The following is a 26,167-nucleotide window of genomic DNA, read 5'->3' on the forward strand; positions in this document are numbered from 1 at the left end:
ATTACAAATATAATATTAACTCATCAAAAAATATAGATATTTGTTAACAGGATATTGATAATAACTATAAAGTTTGCAGCCTCAAATACTATAATAACTATAGATAAATTTATTTCAAAAAAATATTAAAAACAATCGACAATGTTTATCGTTTAATTAAATGTATTATCCAAGAGTTAAAAACTTATCGGTAAATACATTTATCTTTGTACGCATTTATACAAAACTGAACTGAGCCAATAGAATATAAATGAAGAAATACTGGCAAATACTAAAGAAATACTCGCTCAGCCTTGTTATCAGCCCTTTTCTTGTACTGATAACGGTAATGAGCGAAACCATACAGCCTTTATATATGGCTGAGATAATCGACAATGGTGTAATGCCAAAGGATTTATCGGTAATAACCGGTGTCGGCATCAAGATGGTGGCAGTGTCTCTGGTAGGATTGATAGTCAGCATCATTAACGTATATGTATCGTCCCGTGCATCCATCGGATTTGGTACGGACCTGAGGTCGGGCCTATTCAACAAAATACAGCAGCTTTCATTTACCGAAATAGACCGTTTCAATTCGGCATCATTAATCACCCGCCTTACCAACGATATTTCACGTATCCAGCAGGTAATACTGATGGGAATGCGGCTGATGCTGCGCTCTCCGCTGATGCTTGTAATGGCTATATTCTTTGTAATCAAGATCAATACCGATTTAGCCTTGATACTTATCGGAGCAGTGCCTGTTCTGGGTATCAGCGTATTTCTTATTCTCCGTAAAGGTTTTCCGTTGTTTATGAAGGTACAGCAAAAAGTCGATAACCTGAATGCCGTAGTAAGGGAAAACCTGATTAATATCCGTGTGGTGAAATCTTTTGTCAGAGAAGATTTTGAAGCTAAAAAGTTTACCCGTAGCAGCGAAGACCTGCGGGATATGGTTGTCAGGGCATCTAATATCGTTGTTACGATGTTCCCTGTCATGCAACTGATAATGAATGTATCTACCATCGTCATCCTTTGGGTAGGCGGGGGAAAGGTTATATCCGGCGAATTGAAAGTGGGAGAACTGATCTCATTCGTGAATTATCTGGTGCAAATATTGATGGCTCTGATGCTGCTTTCGATGGTAATAATGGGTATCGCCCGTGCATCAGCCTCATCGCAACGCATACTTGAGGTGCTGAATACCGACCCGTCACTATCCGATACAGAAACAGGCTTACTCAATAAACACAAGGTCACTAAGGGAGAAATCACATTCCGCAATGTCTATTTCCGTTACAGCGGGGGAGAGAACGATGTCCTTAAAGACATCAGCTTCCATGCCCGCCAGGGAGAAACCATAGCAGTGGTAGGAGCAACAGGTGCGGCAAAAAGTTCAATGCTCCAGCTTATTCCCCGGTTATACGACACCACAGGGGGCGAAGTTTTGATAGACGGGATAAACGTGAAAGATTATAGTCTGGATGAACTCCACTCGGAGATAGGTATGGTATTGCAAAAGAACGAATTGTTTACAGGTACTATTATAGATAATCTCCGTTGGGGAAAACCCGACGCTACAACAGAAGAGGTGGAGGAAGCAGCTAAAGCGGCACAAGCCCACGACTTCATTATGTCCTTCACTGACGGATACAATACACTGTTGGGGAGGGGTGGCATAAATGTGTCAGGCGGGCAAAAACAACGGATTTGTATAGCGCGCGCCCTGTTACGCAAGCCTAAGATACTCATTCTCGACGATAGTACCAGTGCTGTGGACTCGGAGACCGAGCAAAAGATCCGCCACAACCTTGACAACCTGCTCCACGACACAACTGTGTTTATCATCACACAACGTATAAATACGATGCAGTCTGCCGACAGGGTTATCGTACTCGAAGACGGGGAAATAGATGCCATCGGCAAACCATCCGAACTGATAGAGAGATCGAAGGTATATAAGGAAATATATAATTCACAGCAAATAGCATTCTAAGATATGGCACACGGAGACCACTACAAGCATACAGGTAAGCCAACCGAGGGAAGGAAAACATTCCTGCGGCTAATGTCATATCTTACCTGCGATAAGAAACTGCTCTCGGTGATCGGCTTTCTTATTATTGTCAGCATAGTATCCAGCCTGTTGGGTTCATATATGCTTCGCCCCATCATCAACGACTATATTCTGCCGGGTAATTTCGACGGACTTATAAAAATACTTCTCGTATTGGCCGGAATTTATCTGGCAGGGGTCATAGCTACTTATATCCAGTACATTCTTCTGAATAAAATAGGGCAGAATACAGTGACCCGCATGCGTACCGATTTGTTCAAAAAGATGGAACAGTTACCTGTCAAGTATTTCGACACTCATCAGCATGGCGACCTGATGAGCCGCTATACGAACGATATAGACCAGATAAGCACGGCGCTTACCGACAGCTTGTCCGATATGCTTTCCAGCGCGCTGATGCTAATCGGGATTTTTACCCTGATGATATACATCAGCCCGATATTAACGCTGGTGACCCTGATTACCGTTCCGCTTATGTTTATCAGTGCTAAACTGATCGTAAAACGCAGCCGCAAGTACTTCAAGGCTCAACAAGAGACACTGGGTGAGGTAAACGGATACATTGAAGAAATGATAAGCGGGCAAAAGGTCATTAAAGTATTCGGACACGAAAAAAAGGTAGAAACCGACTTCGATGTAATCAATCAGAGCCTGAGAGGTAAATCCGAAAAAGCCCAGTTCTATTCGGGTATGATGATGCCCGTAATGCAGAACCTGAACACGCTGAACTATGTCATTATTACCATTGTGGGAGCGTTACTTGCCATATTCAGAGGCTTCGACGTGGGGGGACTTGCCGCATTCCTGCAATACTCGCGCCAGTTCGGGCGGCCGATAAACGAGCTTGCGAGTCTATACAACAGCATACAGGCTGCGATAGCAGGGGCTGAACGTATCTTTCAGGTAATAGACGAAGAGCCTGAACAAGCCGATACACCCGGTGCCATCAGCCTCCGTAATGTAAAAGGCGATCTGGAAATGAAAGACGTCTACTTCGGCTACAAACCTGAAAAACTTATTCTGAAGGGAGTATCCCTCCATGCTACTCCGGGGACTAAGATTGCATTGGTAGGCGAAACCGGAGCCGGCAAAACCACAATACTCAACATGCTGCCACGCTTCTTCGATATCAAGTCGGGAGAAATAACCATAGACGGCAATTCCACCCGAAATATCAGGCGTGAAGACCTTCGCAGATCAATGGCCATTGTTTTGCAGGATACTCATTTATTCACAGGTACTGTGCGCGAGAATATCCGCTTCGGGCGGCTCGGTGCAACTGATGAAGAAGTAGTCCGGGCCGCGAAATTGACTGCTGCACATTCCTTTATCAAACGTTTGCCGCAAGGTTATGATACTGTGCTTGAAAATGACGGGGCAAACCTTAGTCAGGGACAACGCCAATTGCTCAATATCGCACGCGCGGCTGTTGCCGACTCTCCAATCCTTCTGCTCGACGAAGCTACGAGTAATATAGATACGCGTAGCGAACTGCTTATACAGAAAGGGCTAGATCAACTGATGGAAGGACGTACCAGCCTGATTATAGCCCACCGACTGTCTACAGTCATGAATGCGGATAAGATTCTTGTAATGGATCATGGACAAATCATAGAGCAAGGCAGCCATAAAGAATTACTGGACATGAAAGGAAAATATTATTCTTTATATCAGGAACAATTCGAAGAATTTTAATTTTTCTATTATTCATTTGTTCTGCTAATACAAGGCTATTAAACAGGAACTAATAACCGTAATCCGTCTACATACTAAACGAATCTTCTATCCAACTCTGAAGCGCCTGTGCTCAAGCCAAAACTTTCGGGCTTCAGAACTGTTAATAACTCTGTGGTTTACCTGCCCACAAAACAGTACAAAGTTCTTAAATCAGTTGAATAGAGATAAATAGGCAATCTATGATCCGTAAGAAAAATTAACCGTATATAATACTTTTATACAGAATTATCTTGTACTTTTGGGGCAATTTTCAATATGAGAATGCATGAAAGAAAATCATAAAGTCCCGTTTAGTGCCCTGGGTGTCGTACTTGCCATCGGTATCGTATTTGGCGATATAGGTACATCTCCCTTGTATGTAATGAGGGCTATACTGAATGCCCTGCCTGCCGGACAACTTACACGTCCCGACTATATTCTGGGTGCTGTGTCCTGTGTTATCTGGACGCTGACTATCCAGACCACTCTTAAATATGTCATCATCACCCTGCGTGCCGATAATAAAGGTGAAGGTGGAATACTTTCTTTATATGCACTCGTACGTCAGAAATACCGTTGGGCGTATGTCCTAGCCGGATTAGGAGCGGCGACACTACTTGCCGATGGAATTATTACTCCGGCGATGACCGTTATGTCGGCCGTGGAAGGGTTGAATACAATTGCCCCGCATATTCCTGTTATACCTGTCACTATAGCTATAGTCCTCATACTGTTTCTCGTTCAGCCCTTTGGTACAGGTTCCCTTGGTAAATACTTCGGTCCGCTGATGATAACATGGTTTACCATGATGGCAGTTATGGGAATGAGCCAGCTTGTCACCGATGTCACTGTATTGAGAGCATTCAACCCGATGTATGCGATTAATTTCCTTATTGCCGTTCCGCAAACAATGATTATACTGGGTGCGGTATTCCTTTGTACCACAGGTGCAGAAGCTCTCTATTCCGACCTGGGGCATTGCGGTCTGAAGAATATCCGCGTATCGTGGATATATGTGAAGATAGCGCTTATACTCAACTATCTGGGACAGGCAGCATGGATTATCAACAGCCATGGTAAGGTAACCCACGACATCAACCCGTTCTTCGCCATGATGCCCGAATGGTTTGGTCTCATCGGAGTGATGATGGCTACAATCGCCGCCATTATTGCCAGCCAGGCACTTATCAGCGGTTCGTTCACCGTTATCAGTGAGGCTATCTCCCTTAACATCTGGCCAAATGTAAAAATTCAATATCCGGCTAATATAAAAGGACAACTCTATATCCCTTCCATCAATCATATGATGATGGTGCTGTGTATCATTATCATTCTTACCATGCAATCCTCTATGAAACTGGAAGCGGCTTATGGGCTTGCTATTACCCTGAGCATGCTGATGACAAGTGTGCTGCTATTCCTTTACTTTATGAAGAATAACAGGCCTTTGTGGTTCAGTATTCCATTGACTTTATTCTTCGTCGTTATTGAGTTCAGCTTCTTCCTTGCCAATATGCAGAAGTTTGCCCACGGTGGTTTTGTGCCTATTGTTATAGCAAGTATATTACTTCTGTTCATGTATTCATGGTACAACGGACGCAGGATAAAACGCCACTATACAGTCTACGATCAGGTGGACGAGCAATATATCAACCAGATTATCCGTATCAGTAAGGATGAAACCGTACCCAAAGCGGCAACACATCTGGTATATATAGTAAAAGCCAATAACAAGAACTTCCTTGAGAGCAAAATAGCATACTCTCTATTTAAAGGAACCCCTAAGCGCGCCGACACTTACTGGTTTGTCCGTATCAAGAGAACGGATGAGCCTTACGAATTCAGCTATGAAACAACGGTGTATGTCCCGAAGAAAGTATTCCGTATCAATATCAGAGCCGGATTTAAGTTGGGTATCCACACCGATAAGTATGTGACACTGATAGCTAATGAGCTAGAGCGCCACGGGCTTGTCGACCTTACTACCCGCTACCCGTCTATGCAAGAAGGAATCGATAAGAGAGGCGATTTCAAATATATGGTAGTAGACCGTATATTTCGCAATGTGCATATGAATCCGTCGCGTCAGATCGTACTCGCCTGCTATAATCTGGTCAAGAAGCTTACTACTTCCGACACCCAGATGTATGATATAGACCCATCACTGGCCGTTGTCGAAACAGTACCGCTAAGGCAGGTCGATCATACCGAGGAGCAGCTGAAAGAATTACTGAAGCAATCGGCGGAAGAATCAGATTCGTAGACCGTCGAGCAGTTTCACATACAACTCCATACTTTCCCGTATCTCACTGAGCAGGATATACTCGTTTGCAGTATGCGAACGTGCCGAATCTCCCGGCCCCATCTTCAGAGTAGGGAACGGCATAAATGTTTGGTCCGATAAGGTAGGCGAGCCATACGGTTCTTTCCCTATCATTATCGCACGTTGGACAAACGGATTTTCCAATGCGATACGGGACGAATTAAGACGATACGAACGTGGCTTCACTTCGCATCCAGTCTGCCTGTCTATCAGCTTGAACAGTTCTTCGTTACTATATAACTCGTTGCTACGGACATCCACAACAAAGTCACATTTATCGGGAACTACGTTGTGTTGAGTTCCTGCATTAATCATCGACACGGTCATTTTTACAGGGCCCAGCAGATCGCTGACCTCGGGAAATTGATATGTCCTGAACCACTCTATATCTTTCAACGCCTTGTAGATGGCATTCTCTCCTTCGTTGCGGGCAGCATGACCCGCCTTTCCATATGCAGTGCAATCAAGTACCAGAAGTCCTTTTTCGGCAATAGCAGGATTCATCTGTGTAGGCTCTCCCACAATGCCGAATTCTATTTTGGGAAGGAGGGGAACTACAGCTTCGGCTCCATCTTTTCCAGAGACCTCTTCTTCACATGAGGCCAGGAATATAAGGTTATAATCCTGTTTCTTAGCAGTCAGGATAAAGAATGTATGCAACAGGGAAACAAAACTTGCTCCGGCGTCGTTACTCCCCAGCCCGAATAATGTATCATCATCCACCTCAGGTGTAAAAGGGTCTTTAGTCCATCCCGATACAGGGCGCACGGTATCCATATGCGAATTGAGCAGGATAGTCGGCTTGGCCTCATCAAAGTCTTTCGACTGTATCCAAAGATTGTTACCTTTCCGCTGTGGTTCATAACCCGCCTTACGCATACAAGTGGCTATGACTTCCGCCACATTATGCTCCTCCCTGCTGAAAGAGGGTGTTTTAATCATTTCTTTCAGTAGGTCTACTGCATTGTAGTATAGCGCGTCGATATCGTGTTCCATAATGGTCTTTATTTTTTAATCTTTATTGTTTGAATAGTTCAGGATATAATTCCTTGGATATACAATGCACCTGATGCTTGATATCATCATCCACAATCGTATTCCAATCAAGTGACTCAAAAATCTTTTCCAACGCCATACAAACCTGAAAATCATCTTCCGACACTTTGTATGCCAACCCCGCTTTCGTTCCCGATACAGATAGTTCGAAACTGTTGGGTAAGACCCATATATGTACTTTGTAGCCGGAAATGATGATATGTTGAGGCTGTTCCAGATCGGGATATTGGTTGATAGTCATTCTCAGTTTATCCAGATCGTCGAAAGAGTAGGAGACTGTAGGATCGAATGGGATACATCCTTCTTCAAGTTTATTAAGCGTTACACCCAATTGAAAAAGCTTTTCCCCAAGGTCTTTTCTATCCGCATATCTGAAATAGGCGCAAAAAGAGTCACCTTCGCAATTATGTCCTCCTCTTGAACGCATGTAATGGAAGTATTGCAGCCGGCTACCCCAACGCTTGATTTCTTCACGTGTATTGTTCTGAAAAATACGGTCTTCTGCTATTTTGTCTAAATTCACAGCCTATTTATTTAAATTAAAAAACAAAACTATTCACCTCTCACTATCAACTCCCCTATTTTCAGATCCAGCGGAGTTGTTATCTTTATATTCGTCACTTCTCCTTTCACCAGATGCACATCTATCCCCATAGCCTCTACTACCGACGCATCATCGGTAAATGTATCTTTGAATTCCGTTTCATATGCCTTTTTCAATATATCCGTATGAAAAACCTGCGGGGTCTGTACCAGCCTGATTCCGGAACGGTCTATTATCCTGCTCTTCGTACCGTCAATCATCTCCCGAAGGCTGTCTGTAGAATCTATCACCGGGATAACAGCATGATATCTTTTAGCTGCATCGAAACACCGCGCAATCATTTCTTTAGAAGCAAACGGCCTCACCCCGTCCTGTATAGCCACTATTCCTCCATTTATCAATCCTAATCCGTTCTTCACCGAATGAAAGCGGGTCTCACCTCCCATAGCAATTGTATGCGGTATTCCGAAGTGGTAATTAGCACATAATTCCTTCCAGTACACATGGTGAGAATAGGGTAGCACAAGAATAATATCAATATTGCTATCGTAAGAGTGAAAAGCCTCGATAGTACGCATCAAAACAGGTTTACCCGCAACCGGGATAAACTGTTTGGGCAGATCGCTTCCCATACGCAGGCCCTTGCCGCCAGCAACGATAATGACACTTCTATTGCTCATTCTATTTTATCCAGTATTTTTTGTATTTCAATGTTGGTCTTTTGCAATTTGTCTTTGCAAAACTTGATAAGTGTAGCTGCCTTTTTTACTTCCTCTAGGAGCACATCCACATCAAGTTCTTCATTTTCGATGCGGTACATAATGTCTTGTAGCTCCTGCATCGCTTCTCCGTATGTTTGTTCTTTCTTTGCCATATCCTTTAATTATTTTATTCTATACCAATGCTCTAATCAGCATAAATATCAATGCTGCCGCAGCAAGCCCCAGAAACCCTAACTTTACATAATCGAAAATATTGTAACTTCTCTTCAAAGCAATATTTATCTCACCGTTTTTATCAATAAAATAGGCATTACGCCCTTTTTGCATAACCAATGCCAGCCCTTCGGAATAGCTGTAAACCGTTTCGAATGCAAAAGGTACAACCGCTTTATTCTCGTTGTTTATAAATCCCCAGACATTCCCCATACGTGCAGCCGCACGCTCTTCCGAAAAATTACGCAGGTCGTCATATATAAAAGGGATAACGGTATTGCCCTGCTTGTCGATGCATCCATACTTACCGTCTTTTCCTACCGCAAGGAGTTCTTCGGAAAATTCGACAGCCATATCGTCGTAGATGAAAGGGATAACTTCGCGGCCGTCTTTGTCCAATACTCCCCATTTATTCTCCTTCGAAATGCAGATAAGGCCTTCTTTAAACAGGCCGCTGCCTTTACAATCATATACAAAAGGAATAACCTCATTGCCTGATCGGTCGATATATCCGCCATGTCCGTCTTTACAGGCGTAAGCAAGGCCATTGTTGAAATCCATCACTTCTTCATAGATGCCAAAAGCTATGACTTCATTACCCTGCTTATCTATAACTCCGGCTTTACCATCCTTAAACACACCGCAAAGGCCTTCCGAAAACCAGTTTACACCGTCATACAAATATGGGATGACCAGTTTCCCTTGCTTATCTATAAAGCCCCATTTGCCATTTTCAGACACTCCGGCCAGACCGTCGGCAAAGGCATCGGCATTTTCATATTCGATAGGAATAGCTACATTTCCTGCCTTATCTATAAAACCGTTTTTTTTGTCTTTCTGTACCATTGCCAAGCCATCAAAGTAACTGTACGCCATTTCATAAATGCAGGGGACCGCCAGTTCTCCGTATTTGTTTATAAATCCTGTACCCGACTTGCGTATTATATGTGCCATTCCGTCCATAAAGCTGAAAGCATAAGAATAAGAAATCGGTTTTTTATCTGTGTTCATAGTATTTTTTTAAGAGTATATGACTTCATTTTACAATAGATTCTATTTTTCCATCCGGGAAAAAAGTCGTAATCTCATCACCCTTTCTTAGTATCCCGCTTTGTTTTACAATCTTCCCGTCTTTCATTGTCAGAGTATAGCCCTTTTTTAATATATTTTCGGGTGAGGATAAATGTAACTGTTTATCCAACGTTTCCAACTTATTCAATTCTTCCTTATATTGCTGTTGTATACTTCTTTTCAAACTATCCTCCAGCAAGGAAAATTTGCTTTGGTTATCTTTCAATAATTGTAAGGACTTCCTCTTCAAATTATCTTCGAGGAATGCGAACTTGTTCTGATTTTCGCGTTGTATCCGCACCATACCTTTTGCCAATACATTTCTGGCAGAAGAAAGTACAGTTTCCTGTTCTCTATACCAGCCCTTCAGGATAAATGAGTTTTTAGTTTCGAATACACTCAGGCGCACAGTTTCATCTTGTAGCCGTTGCGAAACCAAAGATACTATATCCTGAGATATTTCTGTCAACTCCATTGCTGTTTCTGTCAGGTTGCCGATCAGGAATTCAGCTACTGCCGTCGGTGTTTTTGCCCGGGTATGTGCTACAACATCCAGAACGGTTTCGTCCCGTTCGTGTCCTATCCCCGTGATAACAGGCAGTGGAAATTGGGCGCAACTGGCAGCTAAGAGATAAGAATCGAAACTGCTAAGATCGGATGTAGCTCCCCCTCCCCTTATAATAACGACAGCATCGAAGCAATCCTGATATTCGTATATACGCTCCAGTGCTGAAATAATAGAATCCTCAGACCTGTCACCCTGCATGATGGCCGGAAAAAGTTTTGTATAGAATACAAATCCAAAAGCATTCTTATGCAGCTGATCGAGAAAGTCCTCATAACCCGCTGCCGTAGGAGAAGAAATAATGGCGATGCGATTCATCGGAAGAGGTAATTCCAGTTCCTTGTTAAGATAAAGGACTCCGTCTTCTTCTAGTTGCTTGAGAATGGCAGCACGGTTCAGGGCCTGATCGCCTAAGGTATAGCTGGGGTCGATATCGTGAACCGTAAGGCTGAACCCATATAATTCATGAAACTCGATACTCACCTGTACCAGTACTTTGAGGCCCGAAGAAAAAGTCTGTTTAGTAGAATTTTCGAAATAAGCCCTTAACAGATGGAAGGTATTCGCCCATATCATGCCCCGGGCTTTGGCCACAAGCGTTTTGCCGATACGGTCTTTTTCTATAAATTCCAGATAGCAATGGCCGTTCTGATTAACCCGTACGTCACTCATCTCCGCCCTGATCCAAACCATTTCGGGGAGAGTGTCGTTAAGTACTCCTTTTATAAGGTTGTTCAGTTCATATAGCGAGATAGCCTGATTGTTCATCTCTTTTTCTTTGAAGCTTCTTTAACCTGACTTGCTGCTTTTTCTTTCTTTTCCACTAAAGATTGGGCCAGGGACATTGCCTTGTTCATGTCGGGCAAGCCGTATCCGTAATCCTGATCGGGAGTTTCGAAATTGTCGGACGATTCGCGTACAATACTTACTATTTCGCGGTTAGTCAATGTCGGAAATGCCTGCCACAGACAAGTAACCATCCCGCACATGATAGGAGATGAAAATGAGGTGCCTGCCTTGAAGCTTACACGTCCATTATCATCAATAGTTGCCGCCCCTAGCCCTAATGCCATCACATCAGGCTTTATCCGGAGGTCGGCGGTCAGACCACGCGAACTGAAACCGACAATGCTTGAATCCTGTTGTATAGCGCCCACAGTGAGCACATTCACCGCATCAGAGGGTGGGGTTATCTTTCTCCATTCCGAATCGCCGGAGTTACCTGCACTGATTACCACCAGCATCCCTTTCTGAGAGGCCTTATCTGCCGCCCGTGAAATAAGAGCCGTTTTGCCATCGAGGTCTTTATGTGTATAGCTTTTTGCAGGCTTATCATAGTTGTTATATCCTAACGATGTATTTACTACATCTACCCCCACGCTATCGGCATATTCTATAGCTGTAGCCCAATAATCTTCTTCTATTGGAAATTCACTGCGGGAGTCTTCCGAGCCAAACAGCCAGAAACTGGCTTCGGGCGCAGTGCCTACAAATTGCATCGGCTTGTTCGTGCCTATACAAGATAATACATTTAGTCCGTGCTGATTAGCATTGTTAAACAGGTCTTCATTTTCATACACAAAGCCTTTATACCCTTTTATATCCAGATTATTGAGCATTTCTATCTGGGGTAAGTGATTAAACCCGGCGTCGATAACGGCTATAGTCATGCCTTTACCTTTATATCCGGCATTATGCAGAACCTGCCCGTTGTTCATCTCTATATTTGTACCCGATTTTGAATAATAATTGCCAAACGCGACTGTTTCTTTTGCCGCATAATTTATGATACTATCTGTTTTCACTTCACCTTTTGGCTTTCCTTTCCATACAAAGAGAGCATCGGATACGAAAGGGAGTTCTTTATATTTTTCTACCAGTGTACTGTCATTACAATGGACGGCTACTGTTCCCATCCACTTACTTTTGGCTACGATAACTCCTCCCACATTTTCTATGGCTTTGAGATATTCCGATGAAATTGGAAGATCGGAAGTGTCTATCGCAAACCCTTGTCTATGACGACGTTCGATCGCTTTGGGAGAAAGGAATTCTTCGGGCTTATCTATTGTATAGGGTGTCTGTCCTTTATCTTTGAGTGTCAGCCGGAATTTGTAGTTGTAATCCTGCGCAAACAGAGCCGAAACCGATATGAGCAGGGCGCAAAGTAATGTTACCTTTTTCATGTTGTTATTTGTTTTATACAAAAGTAAAGATAATAGTTGTTAGTCGTTTATTTTAGTTGTAATTATTAGAGTTTACAATAATACCAATTATTCGTTAAAAGCCATACTGATGAATAAAAAAGTTGGATTTTTAGTTACAAGTTACGAGTCGGCTGATGCACGTATGGCTAAAGCCTGAAGAGCCTTTGTCTTGTCGTCAACATCGCGATCCCGGCCTCGTCCCGCAGGCGGAACCAAATACAAGCCGGCTGGCGCCTTAGAAAAAATCCAATAACCAATTAATAAAAATAACATGGAGTAANNTTACTCCATGTTATTTTTATTAAGGGCTTTTATTTATGAGATCTGCCCAAATAATAAGATAATAGCAGCGACCCTGCCTGCAAGGCAACTAATACCCAAAAGGCATTTTGCCTTCTGTTTTTTCGTTTCAAAGCTTTAAGTTCTTTCGCTTCTTTATCATTTAGTTCAAAATCTTCCATAATCCTCAGGTTTTTATAAATCGGTTGTTAATATAATTCGCTTATTTTATAGAAACAATCGAATGTCTGATTTTGATTAAAAACAGCGTGAATTTTTCTTTAATTAAGAATTTACGGGTGTAAATAAAGAAGCGAATCAGTAGCTTTTTCAAAGGAAGTTTATCTATATAATAAGAGCTGTTAGCCGGAGTTCTTTGACGTATTGACAGGCCCCCTCAATCCCCCAAGGGGAGGCTGCAGAGAGGGTAAAAAGTAATAGGTAGAAAAAGTGTTACCTTTGTTACCTTTTAACAGTTACGGGTTGCAGACGCTTTATTTTGTTTCACGCAAAGACGCAAAGTTTTTATATCTTACCAGTTGTTGACTGTAAATAGTGTTACCTTTTAACAAGTAGTGAGTAGTAAGTTCTAAGTAAAGTGGTAAGTCAGGTTTTTTACATTACGAACTGATGACTGCTAACTGTTTACTGTTAACTGATACTTCTGTTACCTTTGTTACTTTTTATCGTCATAGCGTCTTGGCGTGCGTTATTTTTATCGCCGGGTAAATGAAGTTACCGAGATTTTTTTAGAAAAGTAACAGGATAAGAAATGTGTAAAGTTTGTCAACTTTTAGTAACCTTCACGAATGCAAGACCGGAAACGATCAGTTACCAACGAATAATTAATTATTATCTGACATTTTGTCAAAAATACGAACTTGGCAAATATTTTGAACAAGTATAAACAGACAATAGTTATATAAAATACAAGCAAACAGAAAAACTAAACATATGAATTTCAATAATTTTACAATCAAATCTCAGGAGGCGATACAAAAAGCCATTGAGATTACAAAAGACAAAGGGCAACAGTCTATTGAACCGGCTCACATACTTATGGGAGTAATAATGACCGGGGAGAATGTTGTGAATTTTCTTTTCCAGAAACTGGGGGCCAATCCCGGTCATTTGACGAATATATTGAGTAAGGAAGTCGATTCTTTCCCGAAGGTTTCGGGAGGAGGTGAAGCGTTTCTCAGCCGCGAAAGTAATGCTGTACTGGAAAAAGCTGCCGAATATGCAAAGAAGATGGGAGACCAGTATGTTTCCCTCGAGCATATATTATTAGGTGTATTATCAGGCAAGAGCACGGCGGCGCAGATGCTCAAGGATGCAGGCGTATCCGAAAAAGAATTGCAACTGGCAATCAATGAACTACGTAAAGGTACGAATGTAACCAGCCAGACTGCCGAAGATACTTATCAATCTCTGGAAAAATATGCTATAAACCTGACTCAAAGAGCCAAAGACGGAAAGCTGGACCCTGTTATCGGCCGCGATGATGAGATACGTCGTGTATTGCAGATACTTAGCCGCCGCACCAAGAACAATCCCATACTGATAGGTGAACCGGGTACGGGTAAAACCGCTATTGCCGAGGGGCTTGCACATCGTATTGTACGGGGTGATGTTCCTGAGAACCTGAAAAGCAAACAGATTTACTCACTGGATATGGGTGCACTCATTGCAGGAGCAAAATATAAGGGTGAATTCGAAGAACGGCTGAAATCTGTAGTGAATGAAGTTACCAAGTCGGAAGGAGAGATTATCTTGTTTATCGACGAGATACATACATTGGTAGGTGCAGGGAAAAGTGAGGGAGCCATGGATGCTGCCAATATCTTAAAGCCGGCGTTGGCAAGAGGTGAGTTACGTTCGATAGGGGCTACGACCTTAGATGAATATCAGAAATATTTTGAAAAGGACAAGGCATTGGAACGCCGTTTCCAAACTGTAATGGTGGATGAACCGAGTGAGGCCGACGCAATCTCCATCCTGCGGGGACTGAAAGAAAAATATGAAAACCACCATAAGGTGCGTATCAAAGACGAGGCTATTATTGCTGCCGTGCAACTGTCGAGCCGTTATATATCCGACCGCTTTTTGCCCGACAAGGCTATCGACCTGATGGATGAGGCTGCGGCAAAACTGCGTATGGAAGTAGATTCCGTACCGGAAGAACTGGACGAAAAGAGCCGCCGTATCAAACAACTCGAAATCGAACGAGAAGCTATACGCCGCGAGAATGACAAGTTGAAAGAACAAGAGCTATCGAAAGAAATAAGCAGGCTGAAAGATGAAGAAAAAGACCTGAAAGCCAAATGGCAATCGGAAAGAGAAGTCATCAATAAGATTCAGCAGAATAAGATAGAAATAGAGAATACCAAATTCGAAGCAGAAAAAGCCGAGCGCGAAGGCGATTACGGAAAGGTTGCCGAACTCCGTTACGGTAAATTGAAAGAATTGGAAGATGGTATCGGCAAACTGCAAGGACAACTGCATGAAATGCAGGGAAATCAGGCAATGATAAAAGAAGAAGTAGACTCTTACGATATTGCCGATGTGGTTTCCCGCTGGACAGGCATCCCTGTCAACAAGATGCTGCAAAGCGAACGGGAGAAATTACTGAATCTCGAAGTGGAGTTGCACAGGCGTGTTGTGGGGCAGGATGAAGCTATTTCTGCCGTATCAAATGCGATACGCCGCAGCCGGGCAGGACTGCAAGACCCCAAACGTCCCATAGGCTCGTTTATATTTCTGGGTACGACAGGTGTCGGTAAGACCGAGCTGGCGAAAGCCCTCGCCGAATTTCTGTTCGATGACGAGAATATGATGACCCGTATCGACATGAGCGAGTATCAGGAAAAATTCAGTGCTACCCGGCTTATCGGGGCACCTCCGGGATATGTCGGTTATGACGAAGGGGGGCAATTGACAGAAGCCATTCGCCGTAAGCCGTATTCGGTAGTATTGTTCGACGAAATAGAAAAGGCGCATCCCGATGTTTTCAATATCTTATTGCAGGTATTGGACGACGGACGCCTGACCGATAATAAAGGCCGTGTGGTAAACTTCAAAAATACAATCATTATCATGACGTCCAATATGGGATCTCCATTGATTCGTGAAAACTTCGCGGGAATAACACCAAAGAACCACGACGAAGTAGTAGAGAAAACCAAACGCGAAGTGTTGGATATGCTGAAAGTGAATATGCGTCCCGAATTCCTGAACCGTATCGACGAGACGGTTATGTTTGAACCATTAAATCTGGCACAGATAGAACAGGTTGTCCGCATGCAACTCGAAGGCGTGGTGAAAATGCTGAAAGGCAACGGGGTAAAACTGGAATTTACAGAAGAAGCTATTGCCGGGATCGCACAAATGGGTTACGATCCTGAGTTCGGGGCACGTCCTGTTAAGCGTGTTATCCAACGAACTGTCCTGGATACATTATCGAGGCAACTGCTCGCCGGAACAGTAGACAGGGAGAATCCCATCATAATAGATATGAAGGATGGGGAGTTGAGTTTTAAGAACTAAAGATGTGGATATAAGAAATCCGGTCGATCAGCCAATCAACCGGATTTCTCCCATTTTTGGGGAAATATATTGATTGCCTGAAAATCTATCGGAGTAACTTCTTTAAATAAAAAAAGTATTCTTGTGATTTTTTAATACATTTGTACGACAAGTACTTATAGTAGTAATAAAACCATTTTAACTATGAAAAGGAAATCACTCTCATTAAGCATCATCGTTTTATTCTGTTTAACACTTGGACTGGCAACCTCATGCAACAAGGCTCCGGTAGCTGCTCCGGTCTTACCACTGGAAGATTTTTTCAGGAATCCCGAAAAATCTTCTTATCAGATCTCTCCCGACGGAAAATACTATTCTTATACCGCTCCTTACCAAAAGAGGATGAATATCTATGTGCAGAAAATAGGACAAGATTCAGCGATAAGAATTACCTCGGAAACAGAGAGGGATATTGCCGGATATTTGTGGGGTAATAATAATCGCATCCTGTTCCTGAAAGATACCGGAGGTGACGAAAACTATCAGCTCTATGGCGTAAATATAGATGGCAGTAACCCTCTGCCACTCACTGCATTCGAAAAAGTGCGTACTCAAATCATTGATGACCTGCCTGAGATAGACAGTGAAGTCATTATCGGGCTGAATAAAAGAAACCCTCAGATATTTGATCCTTACCGTTTGAATATTGAGACCGGAGAGTTGACAATGCTTGCCGAAAATCCGGGAAATATTCAGGGATGGATGACTGACCATGATGGCAAATTACGTGTTGCCATGGCCCTTGACGGTGTGAATCAGAGCCTTCTGTACAGGGATAAAGAAGAGGATGCTTTCAAAGTCCTTATAACCACCAGTTTCAAAGAAACCCTCGATCCTTATTTCTTTACATCTGATAATCAGAAACTGTATGCAACATCGAATATAGGCAGAGATAAGGATGCATTGATTATATTCGATCCTCAGACAATGAAAGAAGATGAAAAGCTCTATGAAAATGATAAATACGATATATCGGGAGCGTCATATTCCCTAAAGGACAAGAAGTTGCAGTTGGTTGCATATCAGGGGCATGATGGCATAAAACGTCATTTCTTCGATGATAAATTGAAAGGCATATATGATAAGATTTCCTCTAAGGTAGCAAACAGACCGTTTGGCATTAACAGCAAAAACAAGGATGAGAATATGCTTATTGTCCGCACGTACAATGACAAGACACCGGGAGCTTATTATGTCTATGATGTGGAAAAAGACGTATTGACACATATCGCCGATATTTACCCGTGGCTGGATGAAAACAACATGGCGACAATGAACTGTGTTACATATAAAACACGTGATGGTCTGGAAATAGAAGGATACCTGACACTGCCGAAAGGATATACCCTGGAGACTGCGAAGAACCTGCCTGTAGTAGTTAATCCGCATGGAGGGCCTTGGGCCCGAGACGGATGGGGATTCAATCCTGAGATACAGTTTCTGGCAAACAGGGGGTATGCCGTGTTCCAGATGAATTTCCGGGGTTCTACCGGATTCGGTAAAAAATTCTGGGAAATATCATTTAAGCAATGGGGGAAAACAATGCAGGACGACATTACGGACGGTGTGGAATGGCTGAAAGCAAAAGGGATAGCCAATCCTGATAAAATAGCCATATACGGAGGAAGCTATGGTGGATACGCTACTTTAGCCGGCCTTACATTCACCCCTGACCTCTACACTTGCGGAGTGGACTATGTAGGTGTATCGAACCTGTTTACATTCCTGAATACGATACCTCCATACTGGAAACCGATGTTGGATATGATGTATGAAATGGTAGGTGATCCAAAGAAAGACAGCCTTCTGCTTGCCGGATCTTCTCCGGTATTTCATGTAGATAATATAAAAGCTCCACTATTTATAGCGCAGGGTGCAAACGATCCACGTGTAAATAAAGACGAATCGGACCAGATGGTGGAGGCTCTGAAAAAACGAGGAATAGAAACCGAATACATGGTAAAGGATAATGAAGGTCACGGATTTCATAACGAGGAAAACAGATTTGACTTCTATCGTGCTATGGAGAAGTTCTTGGGAGAACACTTGAAAGAGAAACAGGAGACAGAGGCGAAATAATGTCTTTTATATATAATAAGAATGGGTAACGATTAAGTTACCCATTCTTATATTTTCTTATCTGCGTATTATTTACTCTCTTTTCCGTTATTTAATTCATATTCAACGCGGTCTTTGATATATTCTACCTGATTCTTGCCTACATCGGCAACATTTTTCAGGTTCCGTTTTGCTTTGCTGGCGAATTTGTTCATATCGTCGCAAAATCCGTCTAATTTACCTTGCTTATACAGTCTGCTTACTGCGTAAATTGCTGCTGCCCCCAGGGCTGCTCCTATCAATACTTTCTTCATAATTATTCTATTTTATCAATTAGTAATTCTATTCTTTCTTCCGGCTAAATAGGGATATTATCCAAAGCAGCACAATCGCACCGATTGTAGACATTACGAGATTACCTATAATACCATTTACTCCCAGACCAAGCAACGTAAATATCCATCCGCCGAGCAATCCTCCGACTACTCCGACTATAAGGTTAAGGATAAGACCGAAGCCACTACCTTTCATTATCTTACCGGCTATAAATCCGGCTAATATACCGATTATGATTGACCATATAAATCCCATAATTTCTTATATTTACTTGTTAATATTGTGAAGTTTGAAATCTCCTGTAGTTCGCAGCTTTTATCAAAGCAATCATTTATATAACATCCGGAATGTTAAAAAAGTTCTCTGTTATTCTCAGCAGATAGAAAATCAGGCAATATAAAAAAGAAGGCTATTCTTGTGAACAGCCCTCTTCCTTATTTATAATTTCAACGCTTTTATTTCCCTTGTTCGGCGTCTTTAATCATCTTCTCATTAGGAAGGATGTAGATTTCAACGCGACGGTTTTGGCTTCTTCCCGCAACAGTGCTATTGTCAGCAACAGGCTGAGTAGAACCGAAGCCTTGGGATACCATACGGCTACCTGAAACTCCTTTAGATTGAAGGAAGTTGTAAACCGATTGTGCACGTTTTTCAGACAGTGGATTGTTTATGGCATCACTACCGGTATTATCGGTATGACCGTATATCTGGACATCTGTATCAGGGTTGTTTTTCAAGGATGTTGCAAAACTTGTCAATGCGCTTTGAGAAGCAGAATTCAGTGTGCTAGAGTTGGTAGCAAACAAAATTCCTGATTCGAAAGTAACTTTGATAGCTTGTCCGTCATTGATAGACTCAACCTGTGCTCCATTAATTTGTTCCAATTCTTTCTTTTGTTTTTCCATTTTGTTCCCGATAACAGCACCTGCAGTACCTCCGACTACAGCTCCGATACCTGCGCCCCATGCAGCACCTTTACCGCCACCGATAATGGCTCCGATGCCTGCACCAAGAGCTCCGCCTGCACCTGCTCCGATACCACCGCCTTTTACTGTATCACTAGCTCCACAGCTAGAAAATATAACTGCGCAACTCATAAATATTGCTGCAAGAATTGAAAACTGTTTCATAATTGATAAAATTTAAATAATTATTTGTATACTTTTTGTTTGTGATATTTTCTTTATTCAAATATTCCTATTGAATCGCAATAAGCTAGTTCTCCCTGTATGATAAAGGCTATTTCATCTTCTGCGAAATTATTCACTTTATCCTTCTTTGTATATTTCAGGACATAAGCTACAATTTCATCTTCATCGATATCGACTACCGAATCTTCATCGGTTTCATCATTCATAAATCCTTTTTCATCATAGAAGTCATACACAATATCGATGATATAATTTATCTCATCGTTCGTATATTTTCCTTTCATTTCCTGTGGAAGATAGTTCTGTATAAACTTTACCGCATCATCCTCGTCGTACTGTATAAGGTCTTTCTCGTTGCTCATTATTATTGCTTTTTACTTACAAAATATATGTATAATTTAATAACAAAGTAATAAGTGCTATGTTCAATGAACGAAATAGTTTTTACAGGCTAAGACATTTTGATTTGTCATTCCGTTTGTGTTAAAAAACGTAGCAAATGTACAATTATTTCTTTCTTAAAACAAGATATGCCAGAACAATCAGCGGAATTATCATTATTCCGATATATAATGTATTGATCTGAAGTATTACCGGTGCAAAAACAACAGCCAGAATAAGTCCTGCGGCCGCACCTCCAAGATGCGCGTCATGTCCGATATTCCCTTGTCTAGTCTGCATCCCGTATATGGAATATCCGAGATAGAGTATCCCGAAAATCCATCCTTTCATGGGAAGAATAAACATCACACCAAGTGTCATATCCGGAAACAGGGCAATAGCTGCGAATAATACTCCTACAACCCCTCCCGAAGCGCCGATGGCGCTATAATAATATTCTTTACGGTGAACCCACAAAGACAACAAGCCTCCTCCTATGATGGATAAGAAGTAAATTGTCAGATATTGCCAGATGCCCAGAGATTGTATGATTACACCGGAGAAGAAATACAGGGTCATCATATTAAAAATGAGATGTATATAATCGCCATGTAATGTTGCTGAAGTCAATAAACGGTCCCACTGCTTCGATTTTCCCAATATAGCTCCCACCTGGAATTTATATCTGTCGAAGAAGGCCATGTCATTAAACCCCTTTATACTGGTAAGTACTGTGAGCACTATGATAATGATGGGTAGTATATCCGCAATATTGAATGCCATGTATCGTCAATTTTAAATATTCTGAGCAAAGGTATAAAAAAGAGCATATAGTTGTTGATTTTGATTCCGAAAGATATAAATTTGATTTTTGTCGCAGAATACCTCAATAAATACTGCTTAGTAACGTTTATCAGATAACAACCTAAATTGCGAAATCGATGAAAAGAGTTATCATACTTCCCCTCTTATTTCTATGTATATATACCTTTGCCCAAACACCTATCAATGGTATTGTTGTGGATAAGGATACAAAGAAGCCTGTTCCGGACGTTATTGTCCAATACGGAGCCTCATCGAAAGAATATGCATATACCAATGCCGGCGGACGATTTTCTATACCCGAGAACAGTGAGGATGTCATCTATTTTCAATGTATCGGCTACAAATCCAGATCATTATTGAAGTCTGTACTGCGGCAACAGCCAACTGTTGTGATGGAACTCAATCCGGTCTCCCTCAATCCGGTTGTTATCAGTCCGTATGATGCCGATATGTTGCTGGAAGAAGTAATGCTCAATACCAAAAGGAATCTGGTCACAGACCACTCCATCGGATACCTGTTACATTTTCTGCAAACAAAGACTACCGACACCCTCCAAAACGAGATATACCTCAAATACACAACCACTCTGGATGAAAAAATATTGAAGAAGTCCTTAAAAAAGGAACGGATACCTTATACATATAATATCGTTGACATCAGGCGGCTGCAAAAATCCGTAACTCCTACGTCCGAGCTGTACGGAGCCGAATATCACGCTTCGCACCTGCTCTCATTCGGTAAAAGTATTAATAATGAAACAACAAGGACATATACATCCGACAGCTCTCTCATCATACTGAATATAGAACCTCTGGCCGGGAAAGAAGGCTGGGCGAATGGAGAGGTACGGATCAATAAAAGCGATATGACTATTAAGTCGATGGAGATAGAATCGGTCGATTCTATTCTGGCCTCGCAACCTGCAAAAAGATATCTGGGAAACATGGTCCGGATATTGAGGAAAGTAGGGCGTTTCGAATTTGCTAAAGCCAGCAATGGTAAATATTACATGAAAGAATGCTACACCTATTATAAATTCAGGGCGGTGAACGAATTTGGACGTGAAGAAGAAATAGTTTACCACTGTGATGTTAATTGTATAGGCACTGTTGATGAAATAAAAATAAAGAGAAGGAAATTGAGCGGGTACTGCCAGGAACTGTTTTATTTTCCTGATTCTACTCAGGATGACTTCTGGACTTTCAATCATAATTCCAATTCCGGTTGGAATAATTACAGTTTTACCGGAGAACTCTCTTTAGGTGACAACTCGCCTAGAAAAGCAAAGGGTGTATCGTACTATTTGGGGAAGTCCGTTATACTGATACCATTAGCAGCTTTGCTAATCTTTATATAGGCCTGTAAATAAAAAGAAAAACAAAAGGTAACAGATATATCAGTTAACAGTCAACAGTTAGCAGTCAACAGTATTTCATGCAGAGATGCTAAGACGCAAAAGGTAACAAAGGTAACAGATATATCAGCTTTTAGCTGATAGCTATTAGCCGTTAGCCGAAGCTATCGCACAAGAGACTTTACAGTCATCAGTCAACAACTGGTAAGATATAAAACCTTTGCGTCTTAGCGTGAAACAAAATAAAATGCGAGCAACTTGTAACTCTATTTAAAAAAGGTAACAAAGGTAACATCTATGTCAGTCAACAGTTAACAGTTAGTAGTCAACATCTTGTATCTCGTATCTCGTTTACTCGTATCTCGTAACTGCTTTAATCAATACTTCAAAGAGCCCAAGCTAACAGCTAAAGGCTAATAGCTTACTATATAGATAAACTTCTTTGAGAATACGACTTGTTTCTCCAATAATTTTCGTTAAGTTTGCATGTCACTGTTAGGGGTGTTCTTTTTTTGAAAGAGCTGAGATTAAACCCTTGAACCTGATATGCTGTAATGGGCATCGTAGGAAAACGGTCGTATTTTAGATTAGCAGTTAATAACAAATATATATCTATAAGCCGTTTCGTACTATTCGAAGCGGCTTTTTATTTTAATATTTCCGGATATGATTGATATTCAAAAATTAGTGAGGGATTTAAATACTGTCAGAAGTAAATCCCCTTTGATTCATAACATCACAAATTATGTGGTGATGAACAATACAGCTAACGGCCTGCTGGCTATAGGTGCGTCTCCTGTTATGGCGCATTCGCTCGAAGAAGTTGCCGAAATGGCAAGTATAGCATCTGCTTTAGTAATAAATATCGGAACTCTTGAGCCTGAATGGGTGAAGGCTATGCTGATAGCAGGAAAGACAGCGTTAAAAAACAATGCTCCCATTGTTTTCGATCCGGTAGGCGCGGGTGCGACTACATACAGGACTCTTGTATGTAAACAGATAATTGAAGAGTGTAAACCTTCGGTTATACGGGGGAACGCCTCTGAAATAATGGCTTTATGGAATGCCAATGTACAGACTAAAGGTGTTGACAGTACCGATTCTTCGGATTCTGCGCTCGATTCGGCTAAGGCTCTGGCCCGGCAAACAGGTGCGGTAGTCGTTGTCAGTGGACAGACAGATTATATTACCGATGGAGAGAATACCCGCACCGTAGAAAATGGTAATCCGATGATGGCCCGTGTTACGGGGATGGGTTGTACGGCTACGGCGGTTGTCGCGGCCTTTGCCGCAATCAATGGCGATATGCTGGAAGCTGCTACACATGGTATGGCTGTTATGGGTGTTGCCGGAGAAATTGCCGCCTGTAAGTCTTCCGGAAACGGAAGTTTGCAGGTCAATTTTTTGGATGAGCTTTACAATCTTGATGAGGCTGCCATAAGGAATAATATAAAGCAATCGTAATTATGTTGTCATTCGATTTGAGCCTGTATCTGGTTACCGACCGTTCGCTTTCACTTGGTCGGCCGTTGGAGACGGTTGTTGAGGAAGCTGTCAAAGGTGGGGTGACGATGGTGCAACTGAGGGAAAAGGATGCTTCTACACAGGATTTTTATAATATGGCGATGAGATTGAAGTCAATATTGAAACCTTGCAATGTACCTCTTATTATAAATGACCGGCTGGATATTGCTTTGGCCTGCGATGCTGAAGGTTTGCACATAGGACAGAAGGACATGCCATATACCGTTGCCCGTAAACTGCTGGGCAAAGATAAGATTATCGGCCTGTCAGTGGAAAGTGTCGAAGATGCAATCGAAGCCAATAATCTGGACGTAGATTATATCGGGATTTCTCCCGTTTTCAGTACGCTAACCAAAACCGATACCGCGACAGCTTTGGGTCTGGAAGGAATACGTGAAATAACCCGCATATCCGGACATCCCGGTGTGGGAATAGGAGGCATCAACCAGACGAATGCGCAGGATATAATACAGGCAGGCGCGAATGGAATATCGGTAGTGTCGGCTATTATGTCGGCTCCTGATCCGCGGCAATCAGCCCGTCAGCTAAAAGAAATCGTAAACAGATCAAAAAATACAAAGTTATGAAATGGAGTAAACAGGCATGGGATGAAGCTAAACCCATATACGAAAAAATATTAGAGCAACCCTTTATTCGGGGATTGATAGATGGCACACTGGATAATGAAAAATTCATATTCTATATCCAACAGGATGCGCTATATTTGGCTGAATATGGAAAAGTATTGACCGGGTTGGCCTCAAAGCTTAGTCGTCCCGAACATATCGAAGCATTTATTCATTTTGCCGGAGATAGTATAGCTGTAGAAAAAGCACTGCACGAAAGCTTCGTCAGTAAAATATCTTCCACATCCAAACCGGTGCCTTCTCCGGGTTGTTTGCTATATACTTCATTCCTTTTGAGGCAACTGGCAAATGCTCCTGTGGAAGTAATTGCCGCGGCTGTATTACCTTGCTTCCGGATTTACAAAGAAGTGGGGGATTATATTCTCGAACACCAGACTATGGGCGGGAATCCATATCAGAAATGGATAGATACATATGGCGGGGAAGAATTCGAACAGTCGGTAAAAACCGCTATTTCCATTTGTGACGAACTCGCGGATAGATGTACCCCGGAACAACAGCAGGCGATGACCGATGCGTATGTAATGTGCTCCAGAATGGAATGGATATTCTGGGACAGTGCATGGCGATTGGAGAAATGGCCTGTATAGGTCTCCTGTGATATAAGTAAATATAATATAAATGTAATATGTAGAATACAGAACTAAATACACTGATTAAGTCTCCCCTTAGGGGAGGTTGGAGGGACTCATTATGAAACACTATAAAATTGCGCTTACCATTGCGGGAAGTGATCCCAGCGGAGGAGCAGGGATACAGGCCGACCTGAAAACATTTTCGGCTTGCGGTTGCTACGGGGCAACGGTGATTGTGGCTGTAGTAGATGAAAATACAATAGGTGTAACGGATGTGCATCCGATTCCGGTGCCGTTTGTGACAGGACAAATTAAATCGGTTCTGGATGACATCGGGGCGGACGCGATAAAGATAGGAATGCTGCATTCTTCGGAACTCATACTCGCAGTGAAGGATACATTATCACGGTACAGTATGAAGAATATTGTTCTCGATCCCGTAATGGTTGCCACATCGGGCGATAAGCTTTTGCTGGACGAGGCGATTGAAACATTGAAGAGCGAACTCATACCTTTTGTCAGGGTTATCACCCCGAATATTCCCGAAGCTGAAATCTTATTGGGGAAAAAGATCAGGAGTCAGGAGGAGTTGCCAAAAGTTATTAGAGACCTTTCCTTTGGGAACAGGGTGTCCGTGTTGCTGAAAGCCGGGCATCTGACCGGGGACAAACTGACCGATGTCTTCTACAATGCTGAAACCAATGAAATAATAGAACTTAGTTCGCAACGTATCCATACAAAGAATACGCATGGAACGGGCTGTACATTCTCTTCTGCCATAGCTGCGTTCCTGGCCCGGGGATTGTCCCTGACCGATGCGGTAAAGCAGGCAAAAGATTATATGAATAAGGCGATCGCCGCCGGAGCCGGTTATGAAATAGGGAAGGGGCACGGGCCTGTCCATCATTTCTTTGATTTTTGGGAGTAGGAAGTGTCTGCCATATTTATGGTATTTGAGATTATATTTCATCATATTGT

General features: G+C 42.2%; 23 protein-coding genes and 1 riboswitch. Of the genes, 10 read left to right on the forward strand and 13 right to left on the reverse strand.

What is annotated here, in order from left to right; genetic code table 11:
• Window positions 1-250: 250 nt before the first annotated feature.
• The 3 genes from B3317_RS00115 (at window position 251) to B3317_RS00125 (ending at window position 6,035) form a co-directional block, all read left to right on the forward strand.
• Entirely contained in the window at window positions 251-1,975 is a 1,725-nt protein-coding gene (locus B3317_RS00115; protein ID WP_291107078.1) for an ABC transporter ATP-binding protein, read from the forward strand.
• 3 nt (window positions 1,976-1,978) lie between these two features.
• Window positions 1,979-3,751, forward strand: coding sequence for an ABC transporter ATP-binding protein (locus B3317_RS00120; RefSeq protein WP_291107081.1), 1,773 nt, complete (start codon window positions 1,979-1,981; stop codon window positions 3,749-3,751).
• 307 nt (window positions 3,752-4,058) lie between these two features.
• Complete coding sequence (locus tag B3317_RS00125; protein ID WP_291107084.1) at window positions 4,059-6,035, forward strand: KUP/HAK/KT family potassium transporter; 1,977 nt, start codon at window positions 4,059-4,061, stop codon at window positions 6,033-6,035.
• Here B3317_RS00125 and B3317_RS00130 read toward each other — a convergent pair.
• The 8 genes from B3317_RS00130 to B3317_RS00165 form a co-directional block, all read right to left on the reverse strand.
• On the reverse strand, window positions 6,024-7,091 hold the full coding sequence (locus B3317_RS00130; protein ID WP_291107087.1) for a M20 family metallo-hydrolase: 1,068 nt from the start codon (window positions 7,089-7,091) through the stop codon (window positions 6,024-6,026). The genes B3317_RS00125 and B3317_RS00130 overlap by 12 nt on opposite strands.
• Window positions 7,092-7,113: 22 nt before the next feature.
• The gene (locus B3317_RS00135) at window positions 7,114-7,674 is read right to left on the reverse strand and encodes a hypothetical protein (protein WP_291107090.1); all 561 of its coding nucleotides are present in this window, start codon (window positions 7,672-7,674) and stop codon (window positions 7,114-7,116) included.
• Window positions 7,675-7,703: 29 nt separating this feature from the next.
• Window positions 7,704-8,375, reverse strand: coding sequence for a 2-C-methyl-D-erythritol 4-phosphate cytidylyltransferase (locus B3317_RS00140; protein ID WP_291107093.1), 672 nt, complete (start codon window positions 8,373-8,375; stop codon window positions 7,704-7,706).
• A complete protein-coding gene (gene xseB / locus B3317_RS00145; RefSeq protein ID WP_194224434.1) occupies window positions 8,372-8,569 on the reverse strand; it encodes an exodeoxyribonuclease VII small subunit in 198 nt (65 codons plus the stop codon). The genes B3317_RS00140 and xseB overlap by 4 nt, the downstream gene beginning before the upstream one ends.
• Window positions 8,570-8,588: 19 nt before the next feature.
• Window positions 8,589-9,641: a WG repeat-containing protein gene (locus tag B3317_RS00150; RefSeq protein WP_291107099.1), complete on the reverse strand. Its 1,053-nt coding sequence runs from the start codon at window positions 9,639-9,641 to the stop codon at window positions 8,589-8,591.
• Between the two features lie 25 nt (window positions 9,642-9,666).
• Complete coding sequence (gene xseA / locus B3317_RS00155) at window positions 9,667-11,034, reverse strand: exodeoxyribonuclease VII large subunit (RefSeq protein WP_291107102.1); 1,368 nt, start codon at window positions 11,032-11,034, stop codon at window positions 9,667-9,669.
• Window positions 11,031-12,452 carry a S8 family peptidase gene (locus B3317_RS00160; RefSeq protein WP_291107105.1) on the reverse strand — a complete coding sequence of 474 codons (1,422 nt, stop codon included), beginning with the start codon at window positions 12,450-12,452 and terminating at the stop codon, window positions 11,031-11,033. The genes xseA and B3317_RS00160 overlap by 4 nt, the downstream gene beginning before the upstream one ends.
• Window positions 12,453-12,784: 332 nt before the next feature.
• Complete coding sequence (locus tag B3317_RS00165) at window positions 12,785-12,934, reverse strand: hypothetical protein (protein WP_291107107.1); 150 nt, start codon at window positions 12,932-12,934, stop codon at window positions 12,785-12,787.
• Window positions 12,935-13,706: 772 nt separating this feature from the next.
• Between B3317_RS00165 and clpB the strand changes: the two genes are divergently transcribed.
• Both clpB and B3317_RS00175 read left to right on the forward strand, forming a co-directional pair.
• Complete coding sequence (clpB, locus tag B3317_RS00170; protein WP_291107110.1) at window positions 13,707-16,298, forward strand: ATP-dependent chaperone ClpB; 2,592 nt, start codon at window positions 13,707-13,709, stop codon at window positions 16,296-16,298.
• 183 nt (window positions 16,299-16,481) lie between these two features.
• Window positions 16,482-18,416: a S9 family peptidase gene (locus B3317_RS00175; protein WP_291107113.1), complete on the forward strand. Its 1,935-nt coding sequence runs from the start codon at window positions 16,482-16,484 to the stop codon at window positions 18,414-18,416.
• 68 nt (window positions 18,417-18,484) lie between these two features.
• Here B3317_RS00175 and B3317_RS00180 read toward each other — a convergent pair whose 3' ends face one another.
• From B3317_RS00180 to B3317_RS00200, 5 genes are all read right to left on the reverse strand, one after another.
• The gene (locus B3317_RS00180; protein WP_291107116.1) at window positions 18,485-18,709 is read right to left on the reverse strand and encodes a hypothetical protein; all 225 of its coding nucleotides are present in this window, start codon (window positions 18,707-18,709) and stop codon (window positions 18,485-18,487) included.
• 28 nt (window positions 18,710-18,737) lie between these two features.
• Window positions 18,738-18,986, reverse strand: a complete 249-nt coding sequence (locus B3317_RS00185; RefSeq protein ID WP_291107119.1) for a GlsB/YeaQ/YmgE family stress response membrane protein — start codon at window positions 18,984-18,986, stop codon at window positions 18,738-18,740.
• A 200-nt stretch (window positions 18,987-19,186) separates the two neighbouring features.
• Window positions 19,187-19,861 carry an OmpA family protein gene (locus B3317_RS00190; protein ID WP_291107122.1) on the reverse strand — a complete coding sequence of 225 codons (675 nt, stop codon included), beginning with the start codon at window positions 19,859-19,861 and terminating at the stop codon, window positions 19,187-19,189.
• A gap of 53 nt (window positions 19,862-19,914) precedes the next feature.
• Window positions 19,915-20,244: a hypothetical protein gene (locus tag B3317_RS00195; protein WP_291107125.1), complete on the reverse strand. Its 330-nt coding sequence runs from the start codon at window positions 20,242-20,244 to the stop codon at window positions 19,915-19,917.
• A gap of 145 nt (window positions 20,245-20,389) precedes the next feature.
• Window positions 20,390-21,046: a rhomboid family intramembrane serine protease gene (locus B3317_RS00200; protein WP_291107128.1), complete on the reverse strand. Its 657-nt coding sequence runs from the start codon at window positions 21,044-21,046 to the stop codon at window positions 20,390-20,392.
• Between the two features lie 158 nt (window positions 21,047-21,204).
• Here B3317_RS00200 and B3317_RS00205 point away from each other — a divergent pair, with 158 nt between their 5' ends.
• The 5 genes from B3317_RS00205 (at window position 21,205) to thiD (ending at window position 26,117) form a co-directional block, all read left to right on the forward strand.
• The gene (locus B3317_RS00205; protein ID WP_291107131.1) at window positions 21,205-22,446 is read left to right on the forward strand and encodes a carboxypeptidase-like regulatory domain-containing protein; all 1,242 of its coding nucleotides are present in this window, start codon (window positions 21,205-21,207) and stop codon (window positions 22,444-22,446) included.
• Between the two features lie 484 nt (window positions 22,447-22,930).
• Window positions 22,931-23,030: riboswitch (TPP riboswitch) on the forward strand.
• Window positions 23,031-23,109: 79 nt separating this feature from the next.
• Entirely contained in the window at window positions 23,110-23,907 is a 798-nt protein-coding gene (gene thiM, locus B3317_RS00210) for a hydroxyethylthiazole kinase (RefSeq protein ID WP_291107134.1), read from the forward strand.
• A 2-nt stretch (window positions 23,908-23,909) separates the two neighbouring features.
• Entirely contained in the window at window positions 23,910-24,554 is a 645-nt protein-coding gene (gene thiE / locus B3317_RS00215; protein ID WP_291107137.1) for a thiamine phosphate synthase, read from the forward strand.
• Window positions 24,551-25,204, forward strand: a complete 654-nt coding sequence (tenA, locus tag B3317_RS00220; protein ID WP_291107140.1) for a thiaminase II — start codon at window positions 24,551-24,553, stop codon at window positions 25,202-25,204. Before thiE ends, tenA begins: the two co-directional genes overlap by 4 nt.
• A 103-nt stretch (window positions 25,205-25,307) precedes the next feature.
• Window positions 25,308-26,117: a bifunctional hydroxymethylpyrimidine kinase/phosphomethylpyrimidine kinase gene (thiD, locus tag B3317_RS00225; protein ID WP_291107143.1), complete on the forward strand. Its 810-nt coding sequence runs from the start codon at window positions 25,308-25,310 to the stop codon at window positions 26,115-26,117.
• Window positions 26,118-26,167: the final 50 nt, after the last annotated feature.

It is taken from the genome of Dysgonomonas sp. UBA7710, from assembly GCF_002482385.1.
In the GTDB taxonomy this organism is placed as follows: Bacteria; Bacteroidota; Bacteroidia; order Bacteroidales; family Dysgonomonadaceae; genus Dysgonomonas.

What these genes read in the sequence shown, in the direction of transcription:
- B3317_RS00115 (WP_291107078.1), top strand. Translation starts at nt 251, where the DNA reads ATGAAGAAATACTGGCAAATACTAAAGAAATACTCGCTCAGCCTTGTT.
- B3317_RS00120 (WP_291107081.1), top strand. Translation starts at nt 1,979, where the DNA reads ATGGCACACGGAGACCACTACAAGCATACAGGTAAGCCAACCGAGGGA.
- B3317_RS00125 (WP_291107084.1), top strand. Translation starts at nt 4,059, where the DNA reads ATGAAAGAAAATCATAAAGTCCCGTTTAGTGCCCTGGGTGTCGTACTT.
- B3317_RS00130 (WP_291107087.1), bottom strand. Translation starts at nt 7,091, where the DNA reads ATGGAACACGATATCGACGCGCTATACTACAATGCAGTAGACCTACTG.
- B3317_RS00140 (WP_291107093.1), bottom strand. Translation starts at nt 8,375, where the DNA reads ATGAGCAATAGAAGTGTCATTATCGTTGCTGGCGGCAAGGGCCTGCGT.
- xseB (WP_194224434.1), bottom strand. Translation starts at nt 8,569, where the DNA reads ATGGCAAAGAAAGAACAAACATACGGAGAAGCGATGCAGGAGCTACAA.
- B3317_RS00150 (WP_291107099.1), bottom strand. Translation starts at nt 9,641, where the DNA reads ATGAACACAGATAAAAAACCGATTTCTTATTCTTATGCTTTCAGCTTT.
- xseA (WP_291107102.1), bottom strand. Translation starts at nt 11,034, where the DNA reads ATGAACAATCAGGCTATCTCGCTATATGAACTGAACAACCTTATAAAA.
- B3317_RS00160 (WP_291107105.1), bottom strand. Translation starts at nt 12,452, where the DNA reads ATGAAAAAGGTAACATTACTTTGCGCCCTGCTCATATCGGTTTCGGCT.
- B3317_RS00165 (WP_291107107.1), bottom strand. Translation starts at nt 12,934, where the DNA reads ATGGAAGATTTTGAACTAAATGATAAAGAAGCGAAAGAACTTAAAGCT.
- clpB (WP_291107110.1), top strand. Translation starts at nt 13,707, where the DNA reads ATGAATTTCAATAATTTTACAATCAAATCTCAGGAGGCGATACAAAAA.
- B3317_RS00175 (WP_291107113.1), top strand. Translation starts at nt 16,482, where the DNA reads ATGAAAAGGAAATCACTCTCATTAAGCATCATCGTTTTATTCTGTTTA.
- B3317_RS00180 (WP_291107116.1), bottom strand. Translation starts at nt 18,709, where the DNA reads ATGAAGAAAGTATTGATAGGAGCAGCCCTGGGGGCAGCAGCAATTTAC.
- B3317_RS00185 (WP_291107119.1), bottom strand. Translation starts at nt 18,986, where the DNA reads ATGGGATTTATATGGTCAATCATAATCGGTATATTAGCCGGATTTATA.
- B3317_RS00190 (WP_291107122.1), bottom strand. Translation starts at nt 19,861, where the DNA reads ATGAAACAGTTTTCAATTCTTGCAGCAATATTTATGAGTTGCGCAGTT.
- B3317_RS00195 (WP_291107125.1), bottom strand. Translation starts at nt 20,244, where the DNA reads ATGAGCAACGAGAAAGACCTTATACAGTACGACGAGGATGATGCGGTA.
- B3317_RS00200 (WP_291107128.1), bottom strand. Translation starts at nt 21,046, where the DNA reads ATGGCATTCAATATTGCGGATATACTACCCATCATTATCATAGTGCTC.
- B3317_RS00205 (WP_291107131.1), top strand. Translation starts at nt 21,205, where the DNA reads ATGAAAAGAGTTATCATACTTCCCCTCTTATTTCTATGTATATATACC.
- thiM (WP_291107134.1), top strand. Translation starts at nt 23,110, where the DNA reads ATGATTGATATTCAAAAATTAGTGAGGGATTTAAATACTGTCAGAAGT.
- thiE (WP_291107137.1), top strand. Translation starts at nt 23,910, where the DNA reads ATGTTGTCATTCGATTTGAGCCTGTATCTGGTTACCGACCGTTCGCTT.
- tenA (WP_291107140.1), top strand. Translation starts at nt 24,551, where the DNA reads ATGAAATGGAGTAAACAGGCATGGGATGAAGCTAAACCCATATACGAA.
- thiD (WP_291107143.1), top strand. Translation starts at nt 25,308, where the DNA reads ATGAAACACTATAAAATTGCGCTTACCATTGCGGGAAGTGATCCCAGC.